15 protein-coding genes are annotated in these 23,305 nt (G+C 59.2%); 7 read left to right on the forward strand and 8 right to left on the reverse strand.

Annotated elements, in window-relative coordinates:
* The first annotated feature begins 228 nt into the window (after positions 1-228).
* From JFT81_RS15705 to JFT81_RS15725, 5 genes are all read left to right on the forward strand, one after another.
* Positions 229-918, forward strand: a complete 690-nt coding sequence (locus tag JFT81_RS15705; protein ID WP_201228108.1) for an ABC transporter permease — start codon at positions 229-231, stop codon at positions 916-918.
* A 21-nt stretch (positions 919-939) separates the two neighbouring features.
* Positions 940-1,845: a glycine betaine ABC transporter substrate-binding protein gene (locus tag JFT81_RS15710; RefSeq protein WP_201227999.1), complete on the forward strand. Its 906-nt coding sequence runs from the start codon at positions 940-942 to the stop codon at positions 1,843-1,845.
* A gap of 13 nt (positions 1,846-1,858) precedes the next feature.
* Positions 1,859-2,512 (forward strand): ABC transporter permease, encoded by a 654-nt coding sequence (locus JFT81_RS15715; RefSeq protein ID WP_201147488.1) that lies wholly within the window; start codon positions 1,859-1,861, stop codon positions 2,510-2,512.
* Positions 2,509-3,666: an ABC transporter ATP-binding protein gene (locus JFT81_RS15720; RefSeq protein WP_166220496.1), complete on the forward strand. Its 1,158-nt coding sequence runs from the start codon at positions 2,509-2,511 to the stop codon at positions 3,664-3,666. The genes JFT81_RS15715 and JFT81_RS15720 overlap by 4 nt, the downstream gene beginning before the upstream one ends.
* A 634-nt stretch (positions 3,667-4,300) precedes the next feature.
* Positions 4,301-5,464 carry a type III PLP-dependent enzyme gene (locus JFT81_RS15725; RefSeq protein WP_010213203.1) on the forward strand — a complete coding sequence of 388 codons (1,164 nt, stop codon included), beginning with the start codon at positions 4,301-4,303 and terminating at the stop codon, positions 5,462-5,464.
* A gap of 52 nt (positions 5,465-5,516) precedes the next feature.
* Here JFT81_RS15725 and JFT81_RS15730 read toward each other — a convergent pair whose 3' ends face one another.
* The 4 genes from JFT81_RS15730 to JFT81_RS15745 all read right to left on the reverse strand — a co-directional run bounded on the left by JFT81_RS15730 (position 5,517) and on the right by JFT81_RS15745 (position 10,421).
* The gene (locus JFT81_RS15730) at positions 5,517-6,410 is read right to left on the reverse strand and encodes a hypothetical protein (RefSeq protein ID WP_201228000.1); all 894 of its coding nucleotides are present in this window, start codon (positions 6,408-6,410) and stop codon (positions 5,517-5,519) included.
* Between the two features lie 111 nt (positions 6,411-6,521).
* Positions 6,522-8,792 (reverse strand): alpha-xenorhabdolysin family binary toxin subunit A, encoded by a 2,271-nt coding sequence (locus JFT81_RS15735; protein ID WP_201228001.1) that lies wholly within the window; start codon positions 8,790-8,792, stop codon positions 6,522-6,524.
* Between the two features lie 183 nt (positions 8,793-8,975).
* On the reverse strand, positions 8,976-9,683 hold the full coding sequence (locus JFT81_RS15740) for a tetratricopeptide repeat protein (RefSeq protein WP_201228109.1): 708 nt from the start codon (positions 9,681-9,683) through the stop codon (positions 8,976-8,978).
* Positions 9,684-9,740: 57 nt separating this feature from the next.
* Positions 9,741-10,421, reverse strand: a complete 681-nt coding sequence (locus JFT81_RS15745) for a Fe2+-dependent dioxygenase (protein ID WP_201228002.1) — start codon at positions 10,419-10,421, stop codon at positions 9,741-9,743.
* 207 nt (positions 10,422-10,628) lie between these two features.
* On the opposite strand from JFT81_RS15745, the gene JFT81_RS15750 reads away from it, so the two are divergent.
* Both JFT81_RS15750 and JFT81_RS15755 read left to right on the forward strand, forming a co-directional pair.
* Complete coding sequence (locus JFT81_RS15750) at positions 10,629-12,944, forward strand: TonB-dependent siderophore receptor (RefSeq protein ID WP_201228003.1); 2,316 nt, start codon at positions 10,629-10,631, stop codon at positions 12,942-12,944.
* Positions 12,945-13,179: 235 nt separating this feature from the next.
* Positions 13,180-15,708, forward strand: coding sequence for a sulfite reductase flavoprotein subunit alpha (locus JFT81_RS15755; RefSeq protein ID WP_201228110.1), 2,529 nt, complete (start codon positions 13,180-13,182; stop codon positions 15,706-15,708).
* Between the two features lie 117 nt (positions 15,709-15,825).
* On the opposite strand, the gene JFT81_RS15760 is transcribed toward JFT81_RS15755, so the two are convergent.
* The 4 genes from JFT81_RS15760 to ptsP form a co-directional block, all read right to left on the reverse strand.
* Positions 15,826-17,367, reverse strand: a complete 1,542-nt coding sequence (locus JFT81_RS15760) for an alkaline phosphatase D family protein (RefSeq protein WP_201228004.1) — start codon at positions 17,365-17,367, stop codon at positions 15,826-15,828.
* Positions 17,368-17,737: 370 nt separating this feature from the next.
* Entirely contained in the window at positions 17,738-19,471 is a 1,734-nt protein-coding gene (locus tag JFT81_RS15765) for a PTS fructose-like transporter subunit IIB (RefSeq protein ID WP_201228005.1), read from the reverse strand.
* 11 nt (positions 19,472-19,482) lie between these two features.
* Positions 19,483-20,424 (reverse strand): 1-phosphofructokinase, encoded by a 942-nt coding sequence (pfkB, locus tag JFT81_RS15770; protein WP_201228006.1) that lies wholly within the window; start codon positions 20,422-20,424, stop codon positions 19,483-19,485.
* On the reverse strand, positions 20,424-23,285 hold the full coding sequence (ptsP, locus tag JFT81_RS15775) for a phosphoenolpyruvate--protein phosphotransferase (protein WP_201228007.1): 2,862 nt from the start codon (positions 23,283-23,285) through the stop codon (positions 20,424-20,426). The genes pfkB and ptsP overlap by 1 nt, the downstream gene beginning before the upstream one ends.
* Between the last annotated feature and the right edge of the window lie 20 nt (positions 23,286-23,305).

The following is a 23,305-nucleotide window of genomic DNA, read 5'->3' on the forward strand; positions in this document are numbered from 1 at the left end:
ACGTCCATCCCCTGTTACGACATTTCGTCAGGGGCTGAAAAATCAGCAAGTTAGCCTGACGAGGCTGCGCTCATGGCTCGCTTTCAGACCGCTTTTTGCCGGTGCTGAGGGAGCTGCTTCTCGCGAACGTTTTTCCCGGCAGCCAAAGTTTGGCATGCCACACGGGATTGCGCTCGCCGACTATAAAAAAGGAGTCCGCCTGTGGCTATCCGCTATGGCAAAGGGCTGATGGGAGGTGCGGTTGTAATCGCGCTCCTGGCCCTGCTGGTCCACTGGATCGGCATCAACACGATCGAACACTACCGCGACGATTTGTTGTTTTACCTGCAAGCTCATCTGATTCTCGTCCTCGCTTCAATGCTGGCCGCCCTGGTCGTGGGCATCCCCGCCGGTATCTTTCTCAGTCGCCCGACCATGGTCGGCCGCGCTGAACGCTTCATGCAGATCTTCAATATCGGTAACACCGTGCCGCCGTTGGCCGTACTCGCGATTGCCCTGGGGATTCTTGGCATCGGCAGCGGTCCGGCGATCTTCGCTTTATTCCTCGCCTCGTTGCTGCCGATTGTGCGCAACACCTATGAAGGCCTGAAAAACGTCCAGGGTTCGCTGAAAGAAGCCGCTGTCGGCATCGGCATGACCCCGCGTCAGGTGCTGTGGCAAGTCGAACTGCCCAACGCCGTACCGATCATCATCGGTGGTGTGCGTGTCGCGCTGGCGATCAATGTGGGTACCGCGCCGCTGGCGTTCCTGATCGGCGCCAACAGCCTCGGCAGCCTGATTTTCCCCGGCATCGCCCTGAACAATCAGCCGCAACTGCTGCTCGGCGCCGCGTGTACCGCGCTGCTGGCCTTGCTGCTCGATGGCGTGGTCACCCTCGCCAGCCGTCTCTGGCTGGAACGCGGTTTGCGCCCGACTTAAGGCTTTTGCGAAGGAATACCTATGAAACGATTCAGCTTGATTCTAGGCCTGATGCTGAGCAGTGCCCTGCTGTTCGCAGGCATTGCCCAAGCGGCAGAAAAACCAGTGATTCGCATCGGTGCGCGAGTCTTCACGGAACAGACACTGCTGGCCGAAATCACCTCGCAATACCTGCGCAGCAAAGGCTACGACACCCAAGTCACGGGTGGTCTGGGCAGCAACCTCGCTCGCAGCGCCCACGAAAGCGGGCAACTCGACATGCTCTGGGAATACACCGGCGTGTCGCTGGTGGCCTACAACCATGTCACTGAAAAACTCGACAGCGCAGAGTCCTACGCACGGGTGAAAGAACTCGATGCGAAAAAAGGCCTGATCTGGCTGACGCCGTCGAAATTCAGCAACACCTACGCCCTCGCCCTGCCTAAAAAAGTCGCCGAGGAATATCCGCAGATCAACAACATCAGTCAGTTGAACGAAGTGCTGCGCGCCGAAGCCAAGACCAATCATCTGGTGGCGCTGGACACCGAATTCGCCAACCGCTCCGACGGCCTCGACGGCATGGTCAAGCTCTACGACATGAACCTGACCCGCAAGAACATCCGCCAGATGGACGCGGGCCTGGTCTATACCGCGCTGCGCAACGGCCAGGTCTTTGCCGGGCTGGTCTACACCACCGACGGTCGCTTGAACGCCTTCGGCCTCAAGCTGTTGGAAGACGACAAGCATTACTTCCCCGACTACACCGCCGCGCCGGTGGTACGTCAGGCCTACCTCGACGCCCACCCGAAACTCGCCGAGCAACTCAAACCGTTGGCCGAACTCTTCGACGACGAAACCATGCGTCAGCTCAACGCGCGGGTCGACGTCGATCACGAAAGCCCATCGAAAGTTGCCGCCGATTTCCTGCGCCAACATCCGTTGAATTAAGAGAGGAGAAGTCATGGAATTCCTGAACGCCTTTTCCCATCTCGACTGGCAGCAGGTGATGCACCTGACCTGGCAGCACATCACCCTCGTTGGTATCGCCGTGACGCTGGCGATTGTCGTTGGCGTGCCGCTGGGCATTCTGATGACGCGTTTCCCGAGCCTTGCCGGCCCGTTGCAGGCCAGCGCGACGGTGCTGCTGACCGTGCCGTCGATTGCCCTGTTCGGTTTGCTGCTGCCGTTCTATTCCAAGTTCGGCCAGGGCCTCGGCCCGATGCCAGCGATTACCGCCGTGTTTCTTTATTCGCTGCTGCCGATCATGCGCAACACCTACCTCGCCCTGACCGGCGTTGAACCGGGCATTCGTGAAGCTGCACGTGGCATTGGCATGACGTTCGGCCAGCGCCTGCGCATGGTTGAGTTGCCAATTGCGGTGCCAGTCATCCTCGCCGGCGTGCGCACGGCCGTAGTGATGAACATCGGCGTGATGACCATCGCCGCTACCATCGGCGCTGGCGGCCTCGGTGTGTTGATCCTCGCTTCAATCAGCCGCAGTGACATGTCGATGCTTATCGTCGGCGCGCTGCTGGTCAGTCTCCTGGCTATCTTCGCTGACCTGATTCTCCAATGGCTGCAACGCTCGTTGACTCCAAAAGGACTCCTCAAATGATCGAACTTCAAAACCTCAGCAAAACTTTCCAAAGCAACGGCAAAGATGTCAAAGCCGTGGACTCGGTGAGCCTGACCGTCAATGAAGGCGAAATCTGTGTGTTCCTCGGGCCATCGGGTTGCGGCAAAAGCACCACGCTGAAGATGATCAACCGCCTGATCAAACCGACCTCGGGCAAGATCCTGATCAACGGCGAAGACACCACCGACCTCGACGAAGTAACCCTGCGCCGCAACATCGGCTACGTGATCCAGCAGATCGGTCTGTTCCCCAACATGACCATCGAAGAGAACATCGTCGTCGTGCCGAAGCTGCTCGGCTGGGACAAACAGAAATGCCACGACCGCGCCCGCGAACTGATGAGCATGATCAAGCTTGAGCCCAAGCAGTATCTGCATCGTTACCCGCGTGAATTGTCCGGTGGCCAGCAGCAACGGATCGGCGTGATCCGCGCACTGGCGGCGGATGCGCCGCTGTTGCTGATGGACGAGCCGTTCGGCGCAGTCGACCCGATCAACCGCGAGATGATCCAGAACGAGTTCTTCGAGATGCAACGGGCGCTGAACAAGACCGTAATCATGGTCAGCCACGACATCGACGAAGCGATCAAACTCGGCGACAAGATCGCGATCTTCCGCGCCGGCAAACTGCTGCAGATCGACCACCCGGACACCCTGCTGGCGCATCCGGCGGACGATTTCGTGAGCAATTTCGTCGGTCAGGACAGCACGTTGAAACGCCTGTTACTGGTGAAGGCCGAAGACGCGGCCGACAACGCGCCTTCGGTGAGCCCGGAAACCCCGGTGGCCGATGCGCTGGAATTGATGGACGAGCACGATCGCCGCTATGTCGTGGTCACCTGTGCCGAGAACAAGGCGCTGGGTTACGTGCGTCGTCGCGACCTGCACCGCCAGACTGGCACTTGTGCGCAGTACCTGCGTGAATTCAACGCGACGGCGGCGTACGACGAGCATTTGCGCATCCTGTTGTCGCGCATGTACGAGTTCAACCGCGCCTGGTTGCCGGTGATGGATGCCGAGCGGGTGTTCCTCGGCGAGGTGACGCAGGAGTCGATTGCGGCTTACCTGAGCTCGGGTCGTTCGCGCGGGATGAAAACCAGCATCGTCTCGCCGGCTGAAGCGGTAGTCGCCTAAAAAATACACACCCTGTGAGAGCAAGCCTGCTCGCGAAAGCAAAATGTCAGTCGGCGATGATGTCGGCTGGGAAAATGCCTTCGCGAGCAGGCTCGCTCCCACAGGATTCGTGTGATTTTTTCTTCACTCATGAGGCGGAAAAGAATCTCAACACTTGAGAACAGCATAGTCGACCTTAAACAGTCTGCGTAACAGCCAAAATCCCCCTCACACCCTCCTCACGCCTCCAACGTCGCCGATGTTGTCGCCATCACACTTACCCACGACTTCGCTGACAAAAGCGGCGAACGTGCAGGTATTTTTAACACTCTAAAATTCCTGGGGAACATCTGCCCGTCATCTCGGTCGGCTACAAAGAGTGCTGAAAGCGACGCACGTCAGAAGCGTGCAAAAACGCGACATTTTTAGTTGATCTCAGGCCCCTCACCCCCTAAAGTTCGCGCCGAACGTCCATGCTGGAAACGATCCATCCGGCTCAAGTACTGACGACGAGACAGCAAGGCCAAGGGCAGAGCCCCATGGCCTTTTTGCTTTCGGCGACATGCCTTGGGAAGTAGGCGAACCAAAGTGGGGATACGGAGGACGTTCATTTGCACCCATTGTTTTTACACGTTTGCCCATAGGAGCTCCCAGCATGTCGATCAACGTCGAAGATTATTTCGCGCGCGCCACTTTTGACAAAATGAAGGCGTTCGCCGACAAGCAAGAAACCCCGTTCGTGGTGATCGACACCGCGATGATCAGCCAGGCCTACGATGACCTGCGCGCCGGTTTCGAATTCGCCAAGGTCTATTACGCAGTCAAGGCCAACCCGGCCGTCGAGATCATCGACCTGCTCAAAGAGAAAGGTTCGAGCTTCGACATCGCCTCGATCTATGAGCTGGACAAAGTGATGGATCGCGGCGTCAGCGCCGACCGTATCAGCTACGGCAACACCATCAAGAAATCCAAGGACATCCGCTACTTCTATGAGAAAGGCGTGCGTCTGTTCTCCACCGACTCCGAGGCCGACCTGCGCAACATCGCCAAGGCTGCACCGGGTTCGAAAGTCTATGTGCGTATCCTCACCGAAGGCTCGACCACGGCCGACTGGCCACTGTCGCGTAAATTCGGCTGCCAGACCGACATGGCCATGGACCTGCTGATCCTCGCTCGCGACCTCGGCCTGGTGCCTTACGGCATCTCGTTCCACGTGGGCTCGCAACAGCGTGACATCAGTGTCTGGGACGCGGCGATCGCCAAGGTCAAAGTGATCTTCGAACGCCTGAAAGAAGAAGACGGCATCCACCTGAAGCTGATCAACATGGGCGGTGGCTTCCCGGCCAACTACATCACCCGCACCAACAGCCTGGAAACCTACGCCGAAGAAATCATCCGCTTCCTGAAAGAAGACTTCGGTGATGACTTGCCGGAAATCATTCTCGAGCCGGGCCGTTCGCTGATCGCCAACGCCGGCATTCTGGTCAGCGAAGTGGTGCTGGTTGCGCGTAAGTCGCGCACCGCCGTCGAGCGCTGGGTGTACACGGATGTGGGCAAGTTTTCCGGCCTGATCGAAACCATGGACGAAGCGATCAAGTTCCCGATCTGGACCGAAAAGAAAGGCGAGATGGAAGAAGTCGTCATCGCCGGTCCGACCTGCGACAGCGCCGACATCATGTACGAGAACTACAAGTACGGTTTGCCACTGAACCTGGCGATTGGTGATCGCCTGTACTGGTTGTCGACCGGTGCTTACACCACCAGTTACAGCGCAGTAGAGTTCAATGGCTTTCCACCGCTGAAGTCGTTCTACGTGTGATCAGCCTGTAGCTCAACGAAAGCCCTTGACCTGTCATGGGCTTTTTTTTGGTTTACAACCTGCGCATTTTGACCAGTTGATCCGACATACTTTGAACGTCGCTCAGCGGGCCCTTGAACATCGGCAGCACAGCTTTTGCACGTGCCATGGTCATCGCCGGGTAATGGCATTGAAGCACCTGCCTGGCCTCATCCAGCATGCATGTCATCCGATAGCAAAAATCGCTGAGGTTGTTCGCCGCACTGGCGGCGCGTCGGCGCAGGTTGAAGAGAAACTCGACATGCTCTTTCGACTGCGCGATTCGCTCCTCCTGCGAATACAGTCGACCCGGCTCGTAAGTCGTACCGGGCAAACCGATTTTACCCAAGCTGTAATACGCTTCGATCTTGGGGATCGGCTTATCGCAAGTGCAAATTGGCGTAGTCAAACACTCTATGAAACGCACGAAGATACTGTGCATCGACTCCGCCAGTCGGGTCACCTGGACATTGAAGTCCAGCACAGCCGACCGGTAATGACCCAGTCGGCGATGCATTTCGCGTAGAACATCGATTATGTTTTCGGCGGGGGCATTACCCCATGCGGGCGATCTGACCAGTGAAAAGTGCTGTGGATCGATAGTGACAATCGCCTTCCGGCGATTGTCGACATTTGAAACAACAGACTGAAACTCTTCGATAAAGCCAAAAACGTCACGCAATACCAGCGTGCAATTGCTGCCAAGCAACGGTGTTGCCATCGCTATCGCGCGCCAACAAGCAGCGCTGGTTTGGGCTGCCTCTTTCAAGCTTTGAACATTCGGCGGCGGCAAAATGAGGTGTTTTTGCCGCTCGAAAATCGCAGTAAATTCGCTGATTTCCTGCAAAGCAGGACGCAGGTCGTTGAGGAACGTCACATATTGCTTCAATGCAGCAAAGTTCTTTTCTGCCAGTAGATAGGCAAGCATCAGTCTCTCCTTAGTCTGATCGAATTGATGTTGCCGATGGACCTGTATCCATCGGCAGCCCTGCGGCACTCTGATCTCAAGCAGCAAGGCAGGGCACCAGGACAACTACAATCAGCGCTGCGGCATCGACAGCGGATAAAGGAGCGCACTAAACAGTGGCGCGTGCTGTTTCAGTACTGCACTGAGTGCATCACTGTCGTCGTACAGGTCGACATTGATTGCATTGCGGAACTGCTCAAAAGCATTCACCGCGACACTGAAGCTGACGGCAAACTTCTCGCGCTGGTCTTCCATCACATGAATGGCCTTCAGGTATGCGACCTTGCCCTGCGAATCACGGATCCCCGCGCGCTCACGCTCGATATCAGCCTGAACAACATCGATCTTCTGTTTCAGCTTGGCATTCTCGCGAACCATGTCCAGAAAGCGCACAGACTCACTTATACCGATAAGGGTTCGCTTCAGTTGGTCAATGGCCGCCATGACCAGCTTGACTTCCGGCGGAGCCAGACCGAGTTCGGTAATCTGGCCGATGGTCAGTTCAATGTCTTTGCCCAGATTCTCGATGCCGCTTTTTTCCAGGAGACTGATGCCGTCATTGATGACCTTTCGCCCTGCTGCAAGCTCTGCAAGCTTGTCCTCCAGTTGCGAAATTTCAGCATTGATCAGGAGCGCGTCATGCTGGAAATCAGCGATGTAAGCCTGTGTCAGACGCACATCAAACTTTGCATCAATGTTGCGCAAGGAGCCACGCAACAGGGAGGCCTGCCTGGACATGGCAGAGGAAATCGCAGTCAGAATTTCCTTGCGCTCATCGTCGATTTCTCCGATGACTTCAGGATCGGTTTCTTTCAATCGGTCCTTCTCGTTGCGGGCGAGACGTCGCAAGGTGTTTTGCAGATCATTCATACCCACTTGTGCCGAATCCTGTAATTGGCTTTGGCATTGCCCCATACCACTCACGATACGCTTGAAGCGGTCGAATAGATCTGGCAGGTAACTCAGTTTGACCTTCCAGACTTCCGCCTGAGTACGGGCCTCACGCATCTGTTCAATAGTCGAATTCAGAGCGGCAGTGTCTACCAGTGGATAATTCACTGGGGCGTTGAAAAAGCTGACCACACGAGTGGTTCGCGCGCTGAAAGAATAATTACGCTCGTACTCTTCATCAGCCTCTTTGAAGACCTCAATCAGCTTGTCCGAGTCGCTGCCGATGGCTTTCCATGGCTGCACGACTTCTTCGAACTCGACACCAAAGATCCGCAGACTCAACGCGTCATTGATTCGACTCATTGCCGAAACGGAATTGCTGATGTGCAGGTACAGACTTTTCCAGACGTGCAGCAGGTTCTGCGTTGCAATGTCGGCATCGATCGCCACGATCATCAGGTTTTGCAGGTCGTGTTTGACGCGAGCAAGGGAACCCAGCGTCTGGTTCTTGCTCGACAGAGTCTGAATGTCTCGATCCTGTTCGGCGTACAACTCATCGCGTGCAACCCGAATGTTCTCGGCTTCTACACCCATGTAAATAGCCATCGCCAAGCCTGCGATATTCAGCCCGGCGGCAGACTTCAACGCCTCCTGAACAGCCGCCTTGTACTCAGTATTCTTTATGTCGATTTCTTTCGCACGGTTATCAATATCGTTTTTCAAGACTTTGATATCCACCGCCAACGTACTACTGTCAATCAACCCGACCCTTAGCTTTATGTTAGGTAGAACATGCTCCCGCAGATCATAAGCAAACGTATCCAGATCATTCTTGATGCTCTGCACATCACTCAGGTTTTGATTGATCTTTTCAAATATCCGCTGCAGATAATAGTCCAGCGTCGCGACCGTATCAGGATCAATTTCAATATCCGGAAACTTGTTGCCCAATTCCATTTCGAGTGCTTTAAGCTGAGCAAGCGTTTTAATTTTGTTTTTCTTGAGGAACGCGACCGAATCATCGTCGTTCAAGACTTCCTGAATCGACCTGCCATAATTGATCATGCTGCTGGCAAAGCTCTTCAGCCCTTGCCCGGTCATCATGATGCGTTGACGCAGCGGCGACCAGCGTCTCGCGTGGTTGCGGGTCTGGGTGAACGTGTTCAGAAAGTCGGTAGGGTTCAAACCGGGCCCACCGTCCTGACCTGCGCCAAAACGCAGGTAATCCTGAACATCTTTGAGGGTGTAGGGAAGTGCCAGACCGGCGGCTTCATACTTACGCAAATCAATGATCTGTTTTTTTGTGAGGAGAAGCCCTCTGTCACGTACTACATCATCGCCATCTGAATTGGATACATCGCTCAGCAACTTTGGCGCGGTGATCGCCATTTGCATGACTTGCTCAGGCGAGGCATTATTCAGGGCGCTGCCCCATAAACTGGAAGAAGGCATGATCATTCCTTTAATCGATATTTTAAGTTAAGTAGACACCAGAAATAAAAGCCGCAATGGCTATAAACTTCCGAGCTGACTTAAACATAAAAGCTGCACGTGTAAAAGCAGCACAGGCCTTCAATATATTTATAAAAAATACCAACAACTTGACACACGAATTAAAATTCGCGAATTGCCATCTTAATCCACTTGACCAGCCAGTTGTTCTGCGCGTTTTTTATACTCTAACGCCATTGATTGAATGGCGGTATGCGAAGCGTTCGCCAATGTCTGAGCAGCCACTTCGAGAAACACCGCATGCCCTCCGGACATCGCCTGGCGGTACCAAACTAACGCTTCCTGAATATTTGAGCGTTCAGCCAGCACGCTGGCAAAACTGAACTGACCGCGGAAATCGCCACCCTGCGCCGACCGGCGATACCAATCGAAAGCCGCGTCAGGATCCGCGCAACAATGGCGCCCCTCTTCCAGGTAACGGCCAAGCAGATTCATCGACTTGGCGTGGCCTAACTCGGCAGCCTGACGATAAAGTGCCAATGCTTGCGGCTGATCAACCGTCACACCGCGCCCGGTCGCCAACAGATTGGCAAGGTTGTACATCGCCCAGTCCAGACCCGCCTCGGCGGCGATTCGGTAATGCCGCGCAGCAACCGCAGCATCCGCCGCACAGCCCCAACCATGCTCATGGCATCGACCGAGCATGTTGCGCGCCATCAGATGGCCGCGTCCGGCAGCGATGCCGAACCAGCGAAGCGCCAACGGCTGATCCTGCGCTATGCCTTGGCCATCCAGCAGGATCTGCCCGAGCAGCGCCTGCGCTTCGAGGGCATTGGCCCCCGCCGCCAGCAAAATCGCCTGCGCGGCACGGGCCGGGCTCTCTGCGAGCATGGCGTTGAATTGCGCGCCGTCGAGGACTTCCTCGCGGCGCAAGCGAAAGTCTGTCACTCAGACCTCGACCCAGCGACGCAGCAAATTGTGATAAGTGCCGGTAAGGCGGATCAGCGAGGGGTGATCAGGCATGTCTTGAGTGAGCTGCTGGATCGCCCCGTCCATCTCGAACAGCAACGCACGCTGGCTGTCTTCGCGCACCAGACTTTGCGTCCAGAAGAACGACGCATAGCGTGCGCCGCGAGTGACCGCGTTGACCTTGTGCAGGCTGGTGCCGGGGTACAAGACCATGTCGCCGGCCGGTAGCTTCACCCGTTGTGTGCCGTAAGTGTCCTGGATCTCCAGTTCGCCGCCGTCGTAATCCGCAGGCTCACTGAAGAACAGCGTCGCCGAGATATCCGTGCGTACGCGCTCGATACTGCCTTTCGGTTGGCGCACGGCGTTGTCGATGTGGAAGTCGAAACTGCCACCGGCCGTGTAACAGTTCACTAACGGCGGGAATACTTTGTGCGGCAACGCGGCGGACATGAACAGCGGATTTTTCCACAACCGCTCAAGCATCGCTGCACCGATTTCCTTGGCCAGCGGATGGCCTTCGGGCAACTGCAAATTGTGCTTGGCCTTGGCCGACTGGAAGCCGGCAGTGATCTTGCCATCGGCCCAGTCGGCCTGTTCCAGCGCCTCGCGGATGCGCTGCACCTCGTCTTTGGCGAACAGTCCGGGGATGTGCAGCAGCATGGCGATGTCACCTGATGGCAAGGAGGCGGCAATGGTATTGATTCTTATTGGCCGTGTAAAACCCGAGAGACGAATGAACTGGCAAAAACCGTAAGGTTAAAATGTAAAGAATGTAAATTCAGTGCAGTTAGCAATGTTTCGCAATTGATACGAATACCTGTTTACCCTATATTCCGCCCCCTCAAATCCTTGGGGAGGGGAATTTCAATGGCACGTCAACACGCACAATTACCAGTCAGTTCACCACGTTTGCTCGCCTCTGCAATTGGCGTAGCGATTACCGCCAGCTCTGCAGGCCACATGGTGTTCGCTGCCGAAAAAACCGACAGCAAAGCCTCTGGTAATGCCATCGCCCTGGACGCTACCGCCATCACCGGCGAAACGCAGGACCCGACGTCCTACCAGGTCGAGAAAGCCTCCTCGCCCAAGTACACCGCACCGCTGGTCGACACGCCGCGCTCGGTAACGGTAATTCCGCAACAGGTTCTGAAAGACACCGGCGCCCTGAACATGCAGGACGCGCTGCGTACCGTGCCGGGCATCACTTTCGGCGCCGGTGAAGGCGGCAACCCGCAGGGCGACCGTCCATTCATCCGTGGTTTCGATGCCCAGGGCGACACCTACCTCGACGGCGTGCGCGACACCGGTTCGCAGAGTCGCGAGATCTTCGCCGTGGAAAACATTGAAGTCAGCAAGGGCCCGAACTCCGCCATCGGCGGTCGTGGCGCAGCCGGCGGCAGCATCAACCTGGTCAGCAAGAAAGCCCATCTGGGCAACTCGTTCGACGGTGGGTTCACCTGGGGCTCCGACCAGACCCAGCGCTACACCCTCGACGGCAACTACCAGTTCAGCGACACCGCCGCCGGCCGTCTCAACCTGATGAGCCACGAGAGCAACGTTGCCGGTCGCGACAAGGTCGATTACGACCGTTGGGGTATCGCCCCGTCCCTGGCCTTTGGCCTGGGTACCGACACCCGCGTCAACCTCGATTACTACCATCTCGAAAGCAACGACACCCCGGACTCGGGCATCCCGTACACCATTCCAACCGGTGGCTCGGCGGCGCGCACCAAGTCCAACCCGGACAAACCGTACTCGGGTGGCGACCACAGCAACTTCTACGGTCTGGATCGCGACTTCCGCAAGGGCCGCACCGACACCGCGACCTTCGCCATCGAGCATGACCTGAGCGACTCGCTGACGATCAAGAACACCCTGCGTCACGGCACCAGCATGCAGGATTACATCCTCACTCAGCCGGACGACAGCAAGGGCAACGTCAACAATGGCAGCGTCTGGCGTCGTGCGAATACTCGGGTGAGCAACACCGAGACCACCACCAACCAGACCGACCTGTTCGGCAACTTCTACGTCGCCGGCTTCAAGAACAGCTTCTCCACTGGCGTTGAATACACCCGTGAGGAAAGCCAGAAGTCCTCGTACAACGTCAATACCGACACCACGCCACGCACCAGCGCCGCGACCACCAACTGCACCCCGTCGATGATCGGCGCATCGAGTGGCTACAACTGCACCTCGCTGTCGAACCCGAACCCGAACGATCCGTGGAACGGTGCGATCTCGCGTAACTACGCCGGCACCGACACCAAGGCCAACACCTACGCGCTGTATGTGTTCGACACCCTGGAGTTGAACGAGCAGTGGCTGGTGAACATGGGTCTGCGTTACGACCATTTCGACACCGACTACAAGTCGTATACCGCTGCCGGCGCGACCACGGCCAAGGGCGATGACACCAGCGAGTTCGTTACCGGTCAGTTCGGCATCGTCTACAAGCCGGCAGAAAACGGCAGCATCTATGCCTCCTACGCCACCTCGGCGACGCCACCGGGCAATACCCTCGGTGAAGGCATGGACGGCAACCCGTTGGGCGGCGCCACCGATCGCAGCGGCAATCTGCTGAGCAGCGACATGGAGCCGGAAACCACCAAGAACTACGAAATCGGTACCAAGTGGGATCTGTTGAATGATCGTCTGTCGCTGACGGCCGACATCTTCCGCACCGAGAAAGAAAACGCTCGTGTGCAAGTCGATACCACGTCGTACGAAAACGCCGGCAAGACCCGCGTGCAAGGTGTCGAACTGTCGGCCAGCGGCAAGATCACTGACAAGTGGCAAGTGTTCGCCGGTTACGCCTACATGGACAGCGAGCAGGTGGATGGCGGCCCGCTCAACCGCGCCACCGACGGTAACGAACTGCCGAACACACCGAAAAACAGTGCCAGCCTGTGGACCACTTACCAGGTCACGCCGAAGCTGACCATCGGTGGCGGTGCGTTCTACGTTGATGACGTCTTCGGCAGCGTGGCCAACACCACCATGGTCGATTCGTATGTACGTTACGACGCGATGGCAGCTTACAAGCTGACCAAGAACGTCGACCTGCAACTCAACGTGCAGAACCTGACTAACGAAACCTACTACGACAAAGCCTTCTCGACCCACTTCGCCAACCAGGCGGCGGGGCGTACGGCACTGCTGAGCACCAATTTCCACTTCTGACCGATGTGGAAACCTGTGGGAGCGAGCCTGCTCGCGAAAGCGGTGGGTCAGTTAAGTAGAAGCTGACTGACACGACGCCTTCGCGAGCAGGCTCGCTCCTACAGGGAATGCGCTGCAAGGCTCGGCCCCGTTCATTCAATTGAGCGGGGCTTTTCTGCGTAATAAAGAACGCTTCTCGATAACCCACGGCATAATGCGCGCCGTGAAGACAATTTTCGAACGGATGGCGAGTGACGTGTTGAAGAAAACCCTGTTCCAGTTGCACTGGTTTTTTGGCATCACTGCAGGCCTGGTGCTGGCCCTGATGGGCATCACCGGTGCGACCTATTCGTTTCAGGATGAAATCCTGCGGGCGCTGAACCCCTCCGTGCTGCAGGTGGAAAAACAAGTCGCCGGCGTGCTGCCGCCTGTCGAACTGGTGGAACGCATCGAAGCCACTTCGGGCAAGACCGTCTCGATGCTCTGGGTCGAAACCGACAGCGGTAACGCCGCTAAAGTGTTCTTCACCCCGCCCAAGGGCGAACGTCGCGGCGAGATGCGTTACTTCGACCCGTACACCGGCGAATTCATGGGCGATGCCGTCGGCCAGGATTTCTTCGGCCTGATGCTGCAACTGCACCGCTTCCTCGCGATGGGCGATACCGGGCGCAACATCACCGGTGCCTGCACGCTGATCCTGCTGTTCTTCTGTCTGTCTGGTCTGTACCTGCGCTGGCCGCGTCAGTGGAACCGCTGGCGTGTGTGGCTGACCCTCGACTGGAAGAAAAAGGGTCGCGCCTTCAACTGGGATCTGCACTCGGTGGCCGGCACCTGGTGCCTGTTGGTCTACCTGTTGCTGGCGCTGACCGGGTTGTCGTGGTCGTACGAGTGGTACAACAAGGGCCTGACCAAACTGCTTTCCGACGCCCCGCAAAACGAGCGCGTGCGCGGCGGCCGCGGCCCGGCGCCAGAAGGCCCGGCACCAACTGCCGACTACGCGGCGATGTGGAGCAGCATCTACAGCGCCGCCGGCCCGGGCCTTGCTGCCTACAACATCCGCATGCCGGCGGTGGCCGGCCAACCGGCGACCGTGTTCTATCTGCTCGACAGCTCACCCCATGATCGCGCCCTGAACCAGATCACCCTCGATCCGGCCACCGGCATCGTCAAACGCGTCGACCGCTACGCCGACAAAAGCTTCAAGGCGCAATTGCTGACGAGCATTTACGCGTTGCACGTCGGCAGCTATTTCGGCCTCGTCGGGCGGATCATCGTCACCGTCGCGGCGCTGTGCATGCCGCTGTTCTTCATCACCGGATGGCTGTTGTATCTGGATCGTCGGCGCAAGAAAAAGCAGATCAAGGATGCCCGCAAAGGTCTCGACCAACCGGCCGGCGATGCGTCGGGGTGGCTGATCGGTTTTGCCAGCCAGAGCGGTTTTGCCGAGCAACTGGCGTGGCAGACCGCCGGCCAATTGCAGGCCGCCGGGTTGCCGGTAAAGGTGCAGCCACTGGCGAATGTCAGCGAACAGGATCTGCGTGAATCAAACAACGCGCTATTCGTGGTCAGCACGTTTGGCGACGGCGAAGCGCCGGACAGTGCGCGTGGTTTCGAGCGCAAGGTGCTGAGCAAAGCTTCAGCACTCGACAACCTGAACTACGCGGTGCTCGGTCTTGGCGATCGTCAGTATCAGCACTTCTGTGGCTTCGCCAAACGCCTGCATCAATGGCTGAGCGATCACGGTGGCAAGACCTTGTTCGCGCCGGTAGAAGTCGACAGTGGCGATCCCTACGCCCTGCGCCACTGGCAAACCCAACTTGGCCTGCTCACCGGTCAGGCTCCGGTCGATACCTGGCAAGCGCCGAGCTACGACAACTGGACACTGACGCGCCGCGAACTGATGAACCCGGACAGTAGTGGTTCCCCGGTTTATCTGTTGGGCCTGAGCGCACCGAATACCAGCAGCTGGCTGGCCGGTGACCTGGTCGAAGTGCTGCCGCGCAACTGCCCGTGGGTCATCGAGCACTTCCTCGACGGCCTCGGCATTCGTGGCGAGACCTCGGTGAAAATCAACAGCCTCGACGAGCCGCTGGAAGTCGCGCTGGCCTCGCGTCAATTGCCTGAGCACCGCGCGCACCTGGTCGGCCTGCATGCGCAGGCGCTGGTCGATGCGATGGTGCCGCTGAACATGCGCGAATATTCAATTGCCTCGATTGCCGGCGACGGTGTGTTGGAGCTCATCGTGCGTCAGGAGCAGCATGCCGACGGCACGCTCGGCATCGGTTCCGGCTGGTTGACCGAGCATGCGCCCGTCGGTGGCAGCATCAGTTTACGCGTGCGCCGCAACAGTGGTTTCCACCTGCCGAACGAGCCGCTGCCGATGATTCTTTTGGGCAACGGCACCGGGCTGGCCGGGCTGCGCAGTTTGCTCAAGGCGCGGATTGCCGACGGCCAGCAGCGCCAGTGGTTATTGTTTGGCGAGCGCAATCGTCAACACGATTTCCTCTGCCGCGCAGAGCTGGAAGAGTGGTTGATCAACGGTGATCTCGCGCGGCTGGATCTGGCGTTTTCGCGCGATCAGGCAGAAAAGATTTATGTGCAGGATCGCTTGCGCGAATCGGCTGACGAATTGAAAAAATGGTTGGCTGACGGTGCCGTGATCTACATCTGCGGCAGCCTGCAAGGGATGGCTTCGGGCGTTGATCAAGTGCTCAACGACATCCTCGGTGCCGCCGAAGTCGAGCGCCTGATCGAACAGGGCCGCTACCGCCGCGACGTCTACTGAAAATGCGTGCCTTTGTAGGAGCTGAGCTTGCTCGCGAAGACGGTCTGACATTCAACGATGATGTTGACTGATCTAGCGCTTTCGCGAGCAAGCTCGGCTCCTACAAGGGTGTGGTGGTCAAACGGGCTGCAGTTTTTGTTCGAAAACGGCTATGCCATTCAAATCCCGCAACACCACACTCATCTCCCCGCTCTGCCCTTCAATATTCACTTCGCCAAAAAACTGAAACCCGGCAAACGGCGACGCGTTTTGCGTCGGCGGTGCCTTCTCGAACACCACCTCCGGGCCAAAGGTTTTATCCAGCGGATTAGGCCCGAAACTCCCGGCATTCAAAGGCCCCGCAACAAACTCCCAGAACGGTTCGAAATCCTGAAACGCCGCGCGATCCGGGTGATAGTGATGCGCCGCGCAGTAATGCACATCCGCTGTGAGGAAGACGAAATTGCGCACCTGCTGCGCACGCAGGTAACCAAGCAGTTCGGCGACTTCCAGCTCCCGTCCTTGCGCCGGACCGGGGTCACCATTGGCCACTGCTTCCCAACGCGCCACACCCGGACTGACCTCGCCATCCGGCACGCCAAGGCCGATCGGCATGTCGGCGGCAATGACCTTCCACTGGGCTTTCGATTTCTTCAGTCCGCGCTTGAGCCAGTCCAGTTGCTCACGCCCCAGAAAGGGTTTCGCCGCGCCGAGGTTGTCGTCATTGGCGCCGCGATAACTGCGCATATCGAGCACGAACACATCGAGCATCGGCCCGTAACTGAGCTTGCGATAAATCCGTCCGCCCGCGTCGGCGGCCTGCAAGCGCATCGGCGAATATTCCAGCCAGGCTTTTCGCGCGCGACCGACCAGTTTGTGGATATCTTTCTCCTGATAACGCTCGTCGAGCTGCTTTCCCGGCGACCAGTTATTCACCACTTCATGGTCATCCCACTGCCAGATCTGCGGTACTTCGGCGTTGAAACGACGGATGTTTTCGTCCATCAGGTTGTAGCGGTAGTTGCCGCGATAGTCGTCGAGGGTCTGCGCGACCTTGCTCTTGGCTTCGCTGGTGAGGTTGCGCCAGATGCGACCGCCTTCAGTGGTGAGCTGCGCCGGCACCGGGCCGTCGGCGTAGATGGTGTCGCCACTGTGGATAAAGAAGTCCGGCAGACGCAAACGCATGGCCTCGTAGATGCGCATGCCGCCGATGTCCGGGTTGATGCCGAAGCCTTGGCCGACAGTGTCGCCGCTCCAGACAAAACGAATGTTACGCTGTGCCGTCGGAGCACTGCGCAGGTGCCCCAGCCACGGCTCGCTGGCGACGCCGGTGCGGGCGTCCTTGAAATACACCCGATAGAAGATTGCCTGATCGGCGGGCAGCCCGGTCAGTTCAACACGGGCGGTGAAGTCGCTGCGGGCATCGGCGAGCGCCGAGACCAACCGGCGTGGATTGCGAAACTGGCTGCGCGTGTCCCACTCGACCACCATATGCGCGGCGCGGTCGCTGCGACTCCAGATCATCGCGCGATCGCCTTGCAGGTCGCCGGACTGCACGCCGTCGGTGAGCTGCGGACGATCCTTGACCGACGCAATCACCGCCGGCGCCAACCCTGGCAGCAACAACCCGGCGCCGATCCCTTGTACGACACGCCGACGACCCACATTGAAATCGCTCATGGTGTTCTCCCTGAAAAAAGGAAAACTTAAGCACGCCTGTATGAACTCGCCATGACACCACTAACCAATGTAGGAGCTGAGCTTGCTCGCGAAGGGGCCATGTCAGTCAACATCATCGTTGAATGGCAGACCGCTTTCGCGAGCGAGCTCGGCTCCTACAAGGGTTTTTGTTGTCAGTCAGGCCTTGGCGGGGGTCAGTGCCAGCTCGGGGGCCTCGGGGCATTTGACGGCTGCATAGCTCAGGCGCACAACAAAACCAATGTAGGAGCTGAGCTTGCTCGCGAAGGGGCCATGTCAGTCAACATCATCGTTGAACGGCAGACCGCTTTCGCGAGCAAGCTCGGCTCCTACAAGGGAATTGTGGTGTCAGTCAGGCTTTGGTGGGTTCCAGTGCCAGCTCGACGGCTTCCGGGCGTTTGACGGTTGCATAGACGACGGCGGTCAGCAGGCTTCCCGCGACAATCGCCAGCAAATACAGCAGCGCATGGTTGATCGCATTGGGGATGGCCAGCACAAACAAGCCACCGTGCGGCGCCATCAGTTTGCAGCCGAAGTACATCGACAACGCCCCGGTCAGTGCGCCGCCAGCGATGCTCGCTGGAATCACTCGCAGCGGATCTTTTGCGGCAAACGGAATCGCGCCTTCGGAGATAAAGCACAGCCCCAGCACCAGCGCCGCTTTACCCGCTTCGCGCTCGGTCTGGGCGAACTTGCGCCGCGCAATAAACGTCGCGATGCCCAAGCCAATCGGCGGCACCATACCGGCGGCCATGGTCGCGGCCATCGGTGCATAACTCTGCGACGCCAGCAGCCCCACCGAGAACGCATACGCCGCTTTATTGATTGGCCCGCCGAGGTCGACGCACATCATGCCGCCGAGCAGTACACCGAGCAGGATCGCGTTGGTGGTGCCCATGCTGTCGAGGAAATGCGTGAGCGCCGCGAGCATGCCTGCGACCGGTTTGCCAACCACGTAGATCATCACCAATCCGGTAAACAGGCTGGCGAACAACGGGATGATCAGAATCGGTTTCAGCGCTTCAAGACTTTGCGGCAAAGCGACATAACGACTGATCGCTTTCGCCGCATAACCGGCGATAAAACCGGCAACGATGCCGCCGATGAAACCGGCGCCCAAGGTGCTCGCCAGCAATCCACCGATCATCCCCGGCGCCAGGCCTGGCCGGTCGGCAATCGAATAGGCGATGTAACCCGCTAGCAGCGGCACCATCAGTTTGAACGCGGTCTCGCCGCCGATCTGCATCAGCGCCGCCGCCAGCGTGCCCTCTTCCTTGAACGCGGTGATGCCGAACACGAACGACAGCGCGATCATCAAACCGCCCGCAACGACCATCGGCAGCATGAACGACACGCCGGTCAGCAGGTGTTTGTACACACCGGTTTTCTCTTGCCTGGCCGGTGCTTTTCCGTCACTCGCCGCGCTTTCCACAACACCTTCGGCCAAGGCCTTTTTCAGCGTGGCTTCAGACTGCTTCAATGCGATGCCGGTGCCGCAGCGGTAGATTTTCTTGCCGGCGAAACGCTCGGTGGCAACTTCGATATCCGCCGCCAGCAACACCACGTCAGCCTCGGCAATCGCCGCGGCGCTCAGCGGGGTCTTCGCGCCCACGGAGCCCTGGGTTTCGACTTGCAATTCATAGCCCAGACGCTTGGCGGTTTGCTGCAAGGCTTCGGCGGCCATGAAGGTGTGCGCAACACCGGTCGGGCACGCCGTGATGGCGACGATGCGTGGCGCGCGCGCTGCATCAGCAACCGGTTCAGCCGCGCGGGCAACGTAGACTTCAGCCTCTTCAGCCCCACGACGCAGCACTGCGTCAACATCTTGCAGCGCCTGTGCCGGAGCAATCTGGAACACGCGTTTGCCGACGAAACGCGTCATGTCGACCGCGCCTGTCGCGACCAACAAAACCCACTCCGCCGCCTCGATCGTTGCCGCCGACAACTCGCGTTCCGGGTGCGCCGCATCGACCACTTCAACACTGGTGCTCCAGCCCTGACGTTGCGCCGCCGCATCGAGCAACCGCGCGCACAGCACACTGGTGACCATGCCGTTCGGGCACGCCGTAACAATGGCTAACTTCATGACAAACCCTCTTATTGTTCTGTCAGGGGGCGCACGCGCACGCCCTGTTCGAGCTGCGCCAGTTGCGCGGCGTCGTTGATGCCAAAACCGATCTGCGTCACCGCCATCGCTGCAATCGCCGTGGCAGTGCGCAGGGTTTGCTCCGGCGTGTCGGCGCTGAGCAGACCGTGAAGCATGCCGGCCAACAGCGAATCACCAGCGCCAACCGTGCTGGCGACACTGACTTTCGGCGGCGTGGCATGCAGCGCCGAGCCGATGCTGAACCAGTTCACGCCGTCAGCGCCGTGGGAAATCACCACGTGCTCGATGCCTTGCGCATGCAAGCGCGCCGCTGCTTGGGCTTCGGCCGCGTGGGAAACCACCTCGCAACCCAGCGCATCAGCGAGTTCTTCGGTGTTCGGTTTGATCAGCCACGGGCCAGCCTTCAGCGCCTCGCGCAGGGCTTCGCCGCTGGAGTCGAGGGCGACTTTCAGGCCGAGCTGGTTGAGCCGTTCGATCAACTCACGCAACCATTGCGCAGTGACGCCGCGCGGCAAACTGCCGGCGACCACCACCGCATCATGCCCCGGCGCCATCTGCACCAGACGCTCGAGCAACGCTTGTTGCGCGGCGGCATCGACCACCGGCCCCGGGCCGTTGATGTCGGTGATGCGACCATTCTGTTCAGCCACCTTGATGTTGCTGCGCGTCTCACCGGGCACACGAATAAACGCGTCGACAAAACCACGTTTGGCGAACAGGGTTTCGAACGCTTGCAGATTGTCTTCACCGAGAAAGCCGCTGACCGTCAGTTGATGACCAAGATCGGCCAGCACCTGTGCGACGTTCACACCTTTGCCGGCGGCATGGGTGTGCATCTCTTCACTGCGATTGACCTGACCGGCCGCCAGTACCGGCAACTCCACCGTCAGATCCAGCGCCGGGTTGAGGGTCAGGGTAAGAATCTTGGCCATTACAGGGCCTCCACTAATGCGCGCACTTCGTTGGCGCTGCCCACGGCCAGGGCGTGTTGAGCAAGGGTTTGCGCCTGGGTCAGGCTGAGTTCGCGGATGCGCGCTTTCACTTCGGCAATGCTGCGGCCGGACACGCTCAGCTCATCGACACCGAGGCCGACCAGCACCGGCACCGCCAACGGATCTGCGGCCAGTTCGCCGCACACGCCGACCCATTTGCCATGGGCATGGGCCGCGCGCACGGTGATGTCGATCAATTGCAGTACCGCCGGGTGCAAGCCGTCCGCCTGCGCCGACAGCGTTGGATGGCCACGGTCGATGGCCAAGGTGTATTGGGTCAGGTCGTTGGTGCCGACGCTGAAGAAGTCGACTTCCCTGGCCAGCACCGGCGCCAGCAATGCGGCGGACGGCACTTCGATCATGATCCCCAGTTGCAGGTCAGCGACCGGGATTTCCAGACGCAGACGCTCGGTCATGTCACGGGCCTGGCGCCACTCTTCAACGCTGCCGACCATCGGGAACATGATCCGCAGCGGACGGTTGTCCGCCGAACGCAGCAAGGCACGCAATTGCGCTTCCATGATCTGCGGACGCTGCAAGGTCAGGCGAATACCGCGCACACCGAGGAACGGATTCTCTTCCTTGGCGATCGGCCAATACGGCAGCGGTTTGTCGCCGCCAACATCCAGCGTGCGCACCACCAGCGGCCGACCGGCGAGGCCGTCGAGGACGCGGCGGTATTCAGCTTCCTGGGTGGCTTCGTCCGGCGCTTGCGGGTGGGCCATGAAAATCAGCTCGGTGCGCAGCAGACCGATGCCTTCGGCGCCCTGCTCCACCGCGCTGATCACACCGGCGCTTTCACCGATGTTGGCGAACACTTCGACGGCGTGACCGTCGGTAGTGTGTGCCGGTTGGTGGCGTTGTTCGGCGGCAATCTTCAGGCGTTGCTCGCGGGTGTCGCGTTCTTCGGCGGCGCGTTGCAGGGTCGCCGCATCGGCGTCGACGTGCAGGCGACCGCGTTGGCCATCGAGCAGCAACGCCGTGCCCGGCGCCAGCAACAACACCGCTGCGCCAGCACCGACCAGTGCCGGAATGCCGAGAGCACGGGCGACGATTGCACTGTGCGCCGTGGCACCGCCGCGAGCGGTCAGTATCCCCGCCACCCGTGCCGGATCGAGCCGCGCCACATCGGACGGGCCGACCTCGTCCATCACCAGAATGTACGGTTGCTCAGGCTCGCTCGGGGTTGCGACGCCACACAGTTGCGCCAGCACGCGGCGGCCAATGTCACGCAGATCCGCCGCACGTTCGGCGAGCAAGGCATCCTGCAACGATTCCTGCTGCTTGGCGGCCGCTTCGATCACCGCCATCCACGCCGCTTCGGCGCTTTCACCCTGCTTGAGGCGCGTGTCGACTTCGTCGGTGAGTTCCGGGTCGTCGAGCATCTCCTGATGGGTGATGAAGATCTCGCGGATCGCTTTGGCTTTGCTGCGTTCGATCAGGCCTTGAATATCGTTGCGCACATCGGCCAGCGCTTGCTTGAGGCGCTCACGCTCGATGGCGGCGGACTCGCCACGCATTGGGTAATCGATGCTTTGTTGCACTTGAATGTGCGCCGGGCCGATGGCGATGCCCGGTGCTGCCGGGATCGCTTGCAGCAGGCTGCCGGAGGCCGGAGCGATCAGCACTTCGGCGATGTCGGCAATGACTTCGCGCTGTTGGCTGATGGCGGGCAGCGGCTCGACTTCTTCACCGAGGCCTTCTTCGATGGCGGCGAGCAGTGCCGGCAAGGCATCGGCGGCGATGCTCGGTTCGGCAATCAACTCCAGCACCTGACCCCGACGGGCGCCGAGGCTGAGCAGTTTGCTCAGGCTCTTCACCGACACGGCGCTGTCCTGGCCATCGACGATGCGCACACGGATTTCGCCATTAAAACTCTTCGCCAATTGCGCGAGGATCTTCGCCGGGCGCGCGTGCAAGCCGTGGGCGTTGGCCAGCGCAATGCGTGCACTCGGCCAGTCAGCGGGCAGTTCACCGCCGAGCACTTCGAGGACTTTGCGGCTGCTGGTGGCCCGACCGAGTTCGTGGCCGCGACCTTCAATGAGCAGCGCGCACAAGCGCTCAAGCAAGGCCTGATGCGCTTCGCCGAGACTGGCCAGGCAAAACAGACCGCTCAGCGGCTGACCGAGGTAGCGCATCGGTTTGTCCGGCGTCACGAAGGCCAGGCCGGGGCGTTTCACCGTTTGCTCGCTGTGCAGCCACCACAAGCCATCGCCCAACGGCAGCGCCTCGACTTGTTGCAGCACCGCAGAAAAGCCGTTGCTCACACAATCGGCCTGACGCAACAGACGCGCACCACGCCAGACCAGTTCTTCGAAATCGTCGGCAGACACGCCGAGACCGATCATCTGCGCGTCCAGCGCCAGTTCCTGCGGCGCACCTTGCAGCAGTTTCAGCAGCGCTTCGGGCGAACTGGCGCGACGCAGGGCCTGGCCCAGATCAGTCTCGCCGAGGGCGCGGGTCAGCAGTTGCAGCAGACGCAGGTGTTCGTCGGATTTGGCGGCAATGCCGATGGCCAGATAAACGATCTGGCCATCGCCCCAATCCACGCCCTCGGGAAACTGCATCAGGCGCACGCCAGTGGCGAACACCTGATCGCGGGTTTCCGGGGTGCCGTGGGGAATGGCGATACCTTGACCGAGAAAGGTCGAGCCCTGGGCTTCCCGGGCCTGCAATCCGGCAAGGTAGCCGTCGGCGACCAGACCATCGGCCACCAGATGATTGGCCAGCAATTGCAGGGCGGCGGGTTTATCCACGGCCGATTGGCCCATGGATATCTGCTCTATAGTGAGCTCGAGCATGCGATCTCCTTTTTGGCATC

Source organism: Pseudomonas sp. TH43 (assembly GCF_016650635.1).
Taxonomy (GTDB): Bacteria; Pseudomonadota; Gammaproteobacteria; order Pseudomonadales; family Pseudomonadaceae; genus Aquipseudomonas.

Coding starts and splice junctions, on each gene's coding strand:
- JFT81_RS15750 (WP_201228003.1), top strand. CDS start 10,629: ATGGCACGTCAACACGCACAATTACCAGTCAGTTCACCACGTTTGCTC.
- JFT81_RS15735 (WP_201228001.1), bottom strand. CDS start 8,792: ATGCCTTCTTCCAGTTTATGGGGCAGCGCCCTGAATAATGCCTCGCCT.
- pfkB (WP_201228006.1), bottom strand. CDS start 20,424: ATGGCCAAGATTCTTACCCTGACCCTCAACCCGGCGCTGGATCTGACG.
- JFT81_RS15760 (WP_201228004.1), bottom strand. CDS start 17,367: ATGAGCGATTTCAATGTGGGTCGTCGGCGTGTCGTACAAGGGATCGGC.
- JFT81_RS15710 (WP_201227999.1), top strand. CDS start 940: ATGAAACGATTCAGCTTGATTCTAGGCCTGATGCTGAGCAGTGCCCTG.
- JFT81_RS15715 (WP_201147488.1), top strand. CDS start 1,859: ATGGAATTCCTGAACGCCTTTTCCCATCTCGACTGGCAGCAGGTGATG.
- JFT81_RS15720 (WP_166220496.1), top strand. CDS start 2,509: ATGATCGAACTTCAAAACCTCAGCAAAACTTTCCAAAGCAACGGCAAA.
- JFT81_RS15745 (WP_201228002.1), bottom strand. CDS start 10,421: ATGCTGCTGCACATCCCCGGACTGTTCGCCAAAGACGAGGTGCAGCGC.
- JFT81_RS15725 (WP_010213203.1), top strand. CDS start 4,301: ATGTCGATCAACGTCGAAGATTATTTCGCGCGCGCCACTTTTGACAAA.
- ptsP (WP_201228007.1), bottom strand. CDS start 23,285: ATGCTCGAGCTCACTATAGAGCAGATATCCATGGGCCAATCGGCCGTG.
- JFT81_RS15705 (WP_201228108.1), top strand. CDS start 229: ATGGGAGGTGCGGTTGTAATCGCGCTCCTGGCCCTGCTGGTCCACTGG.
- JFT81_RS15765 (WP_201228005.1), bottom strand. CDS start 19,471: ATGAAGTTAGCCATTGTTACGGCGTGCCCGAACGGCATGGTCACCAGT.
- JFT81_RS15730 (WP_201228000.1), bottom strand. CDS start 6,410: ATGCTTGCCTATCTACTGGCAGAAAAGAACTTTGCTGCATTGAAGCAA.
- JFT81_RS15740 (WP_201228109.1), bottom strand. CDS start 9,683: ATGCTCGCAGAGAGCCCGGCCCGTGCCGCGCAGGCGATTTTGCTGGCG.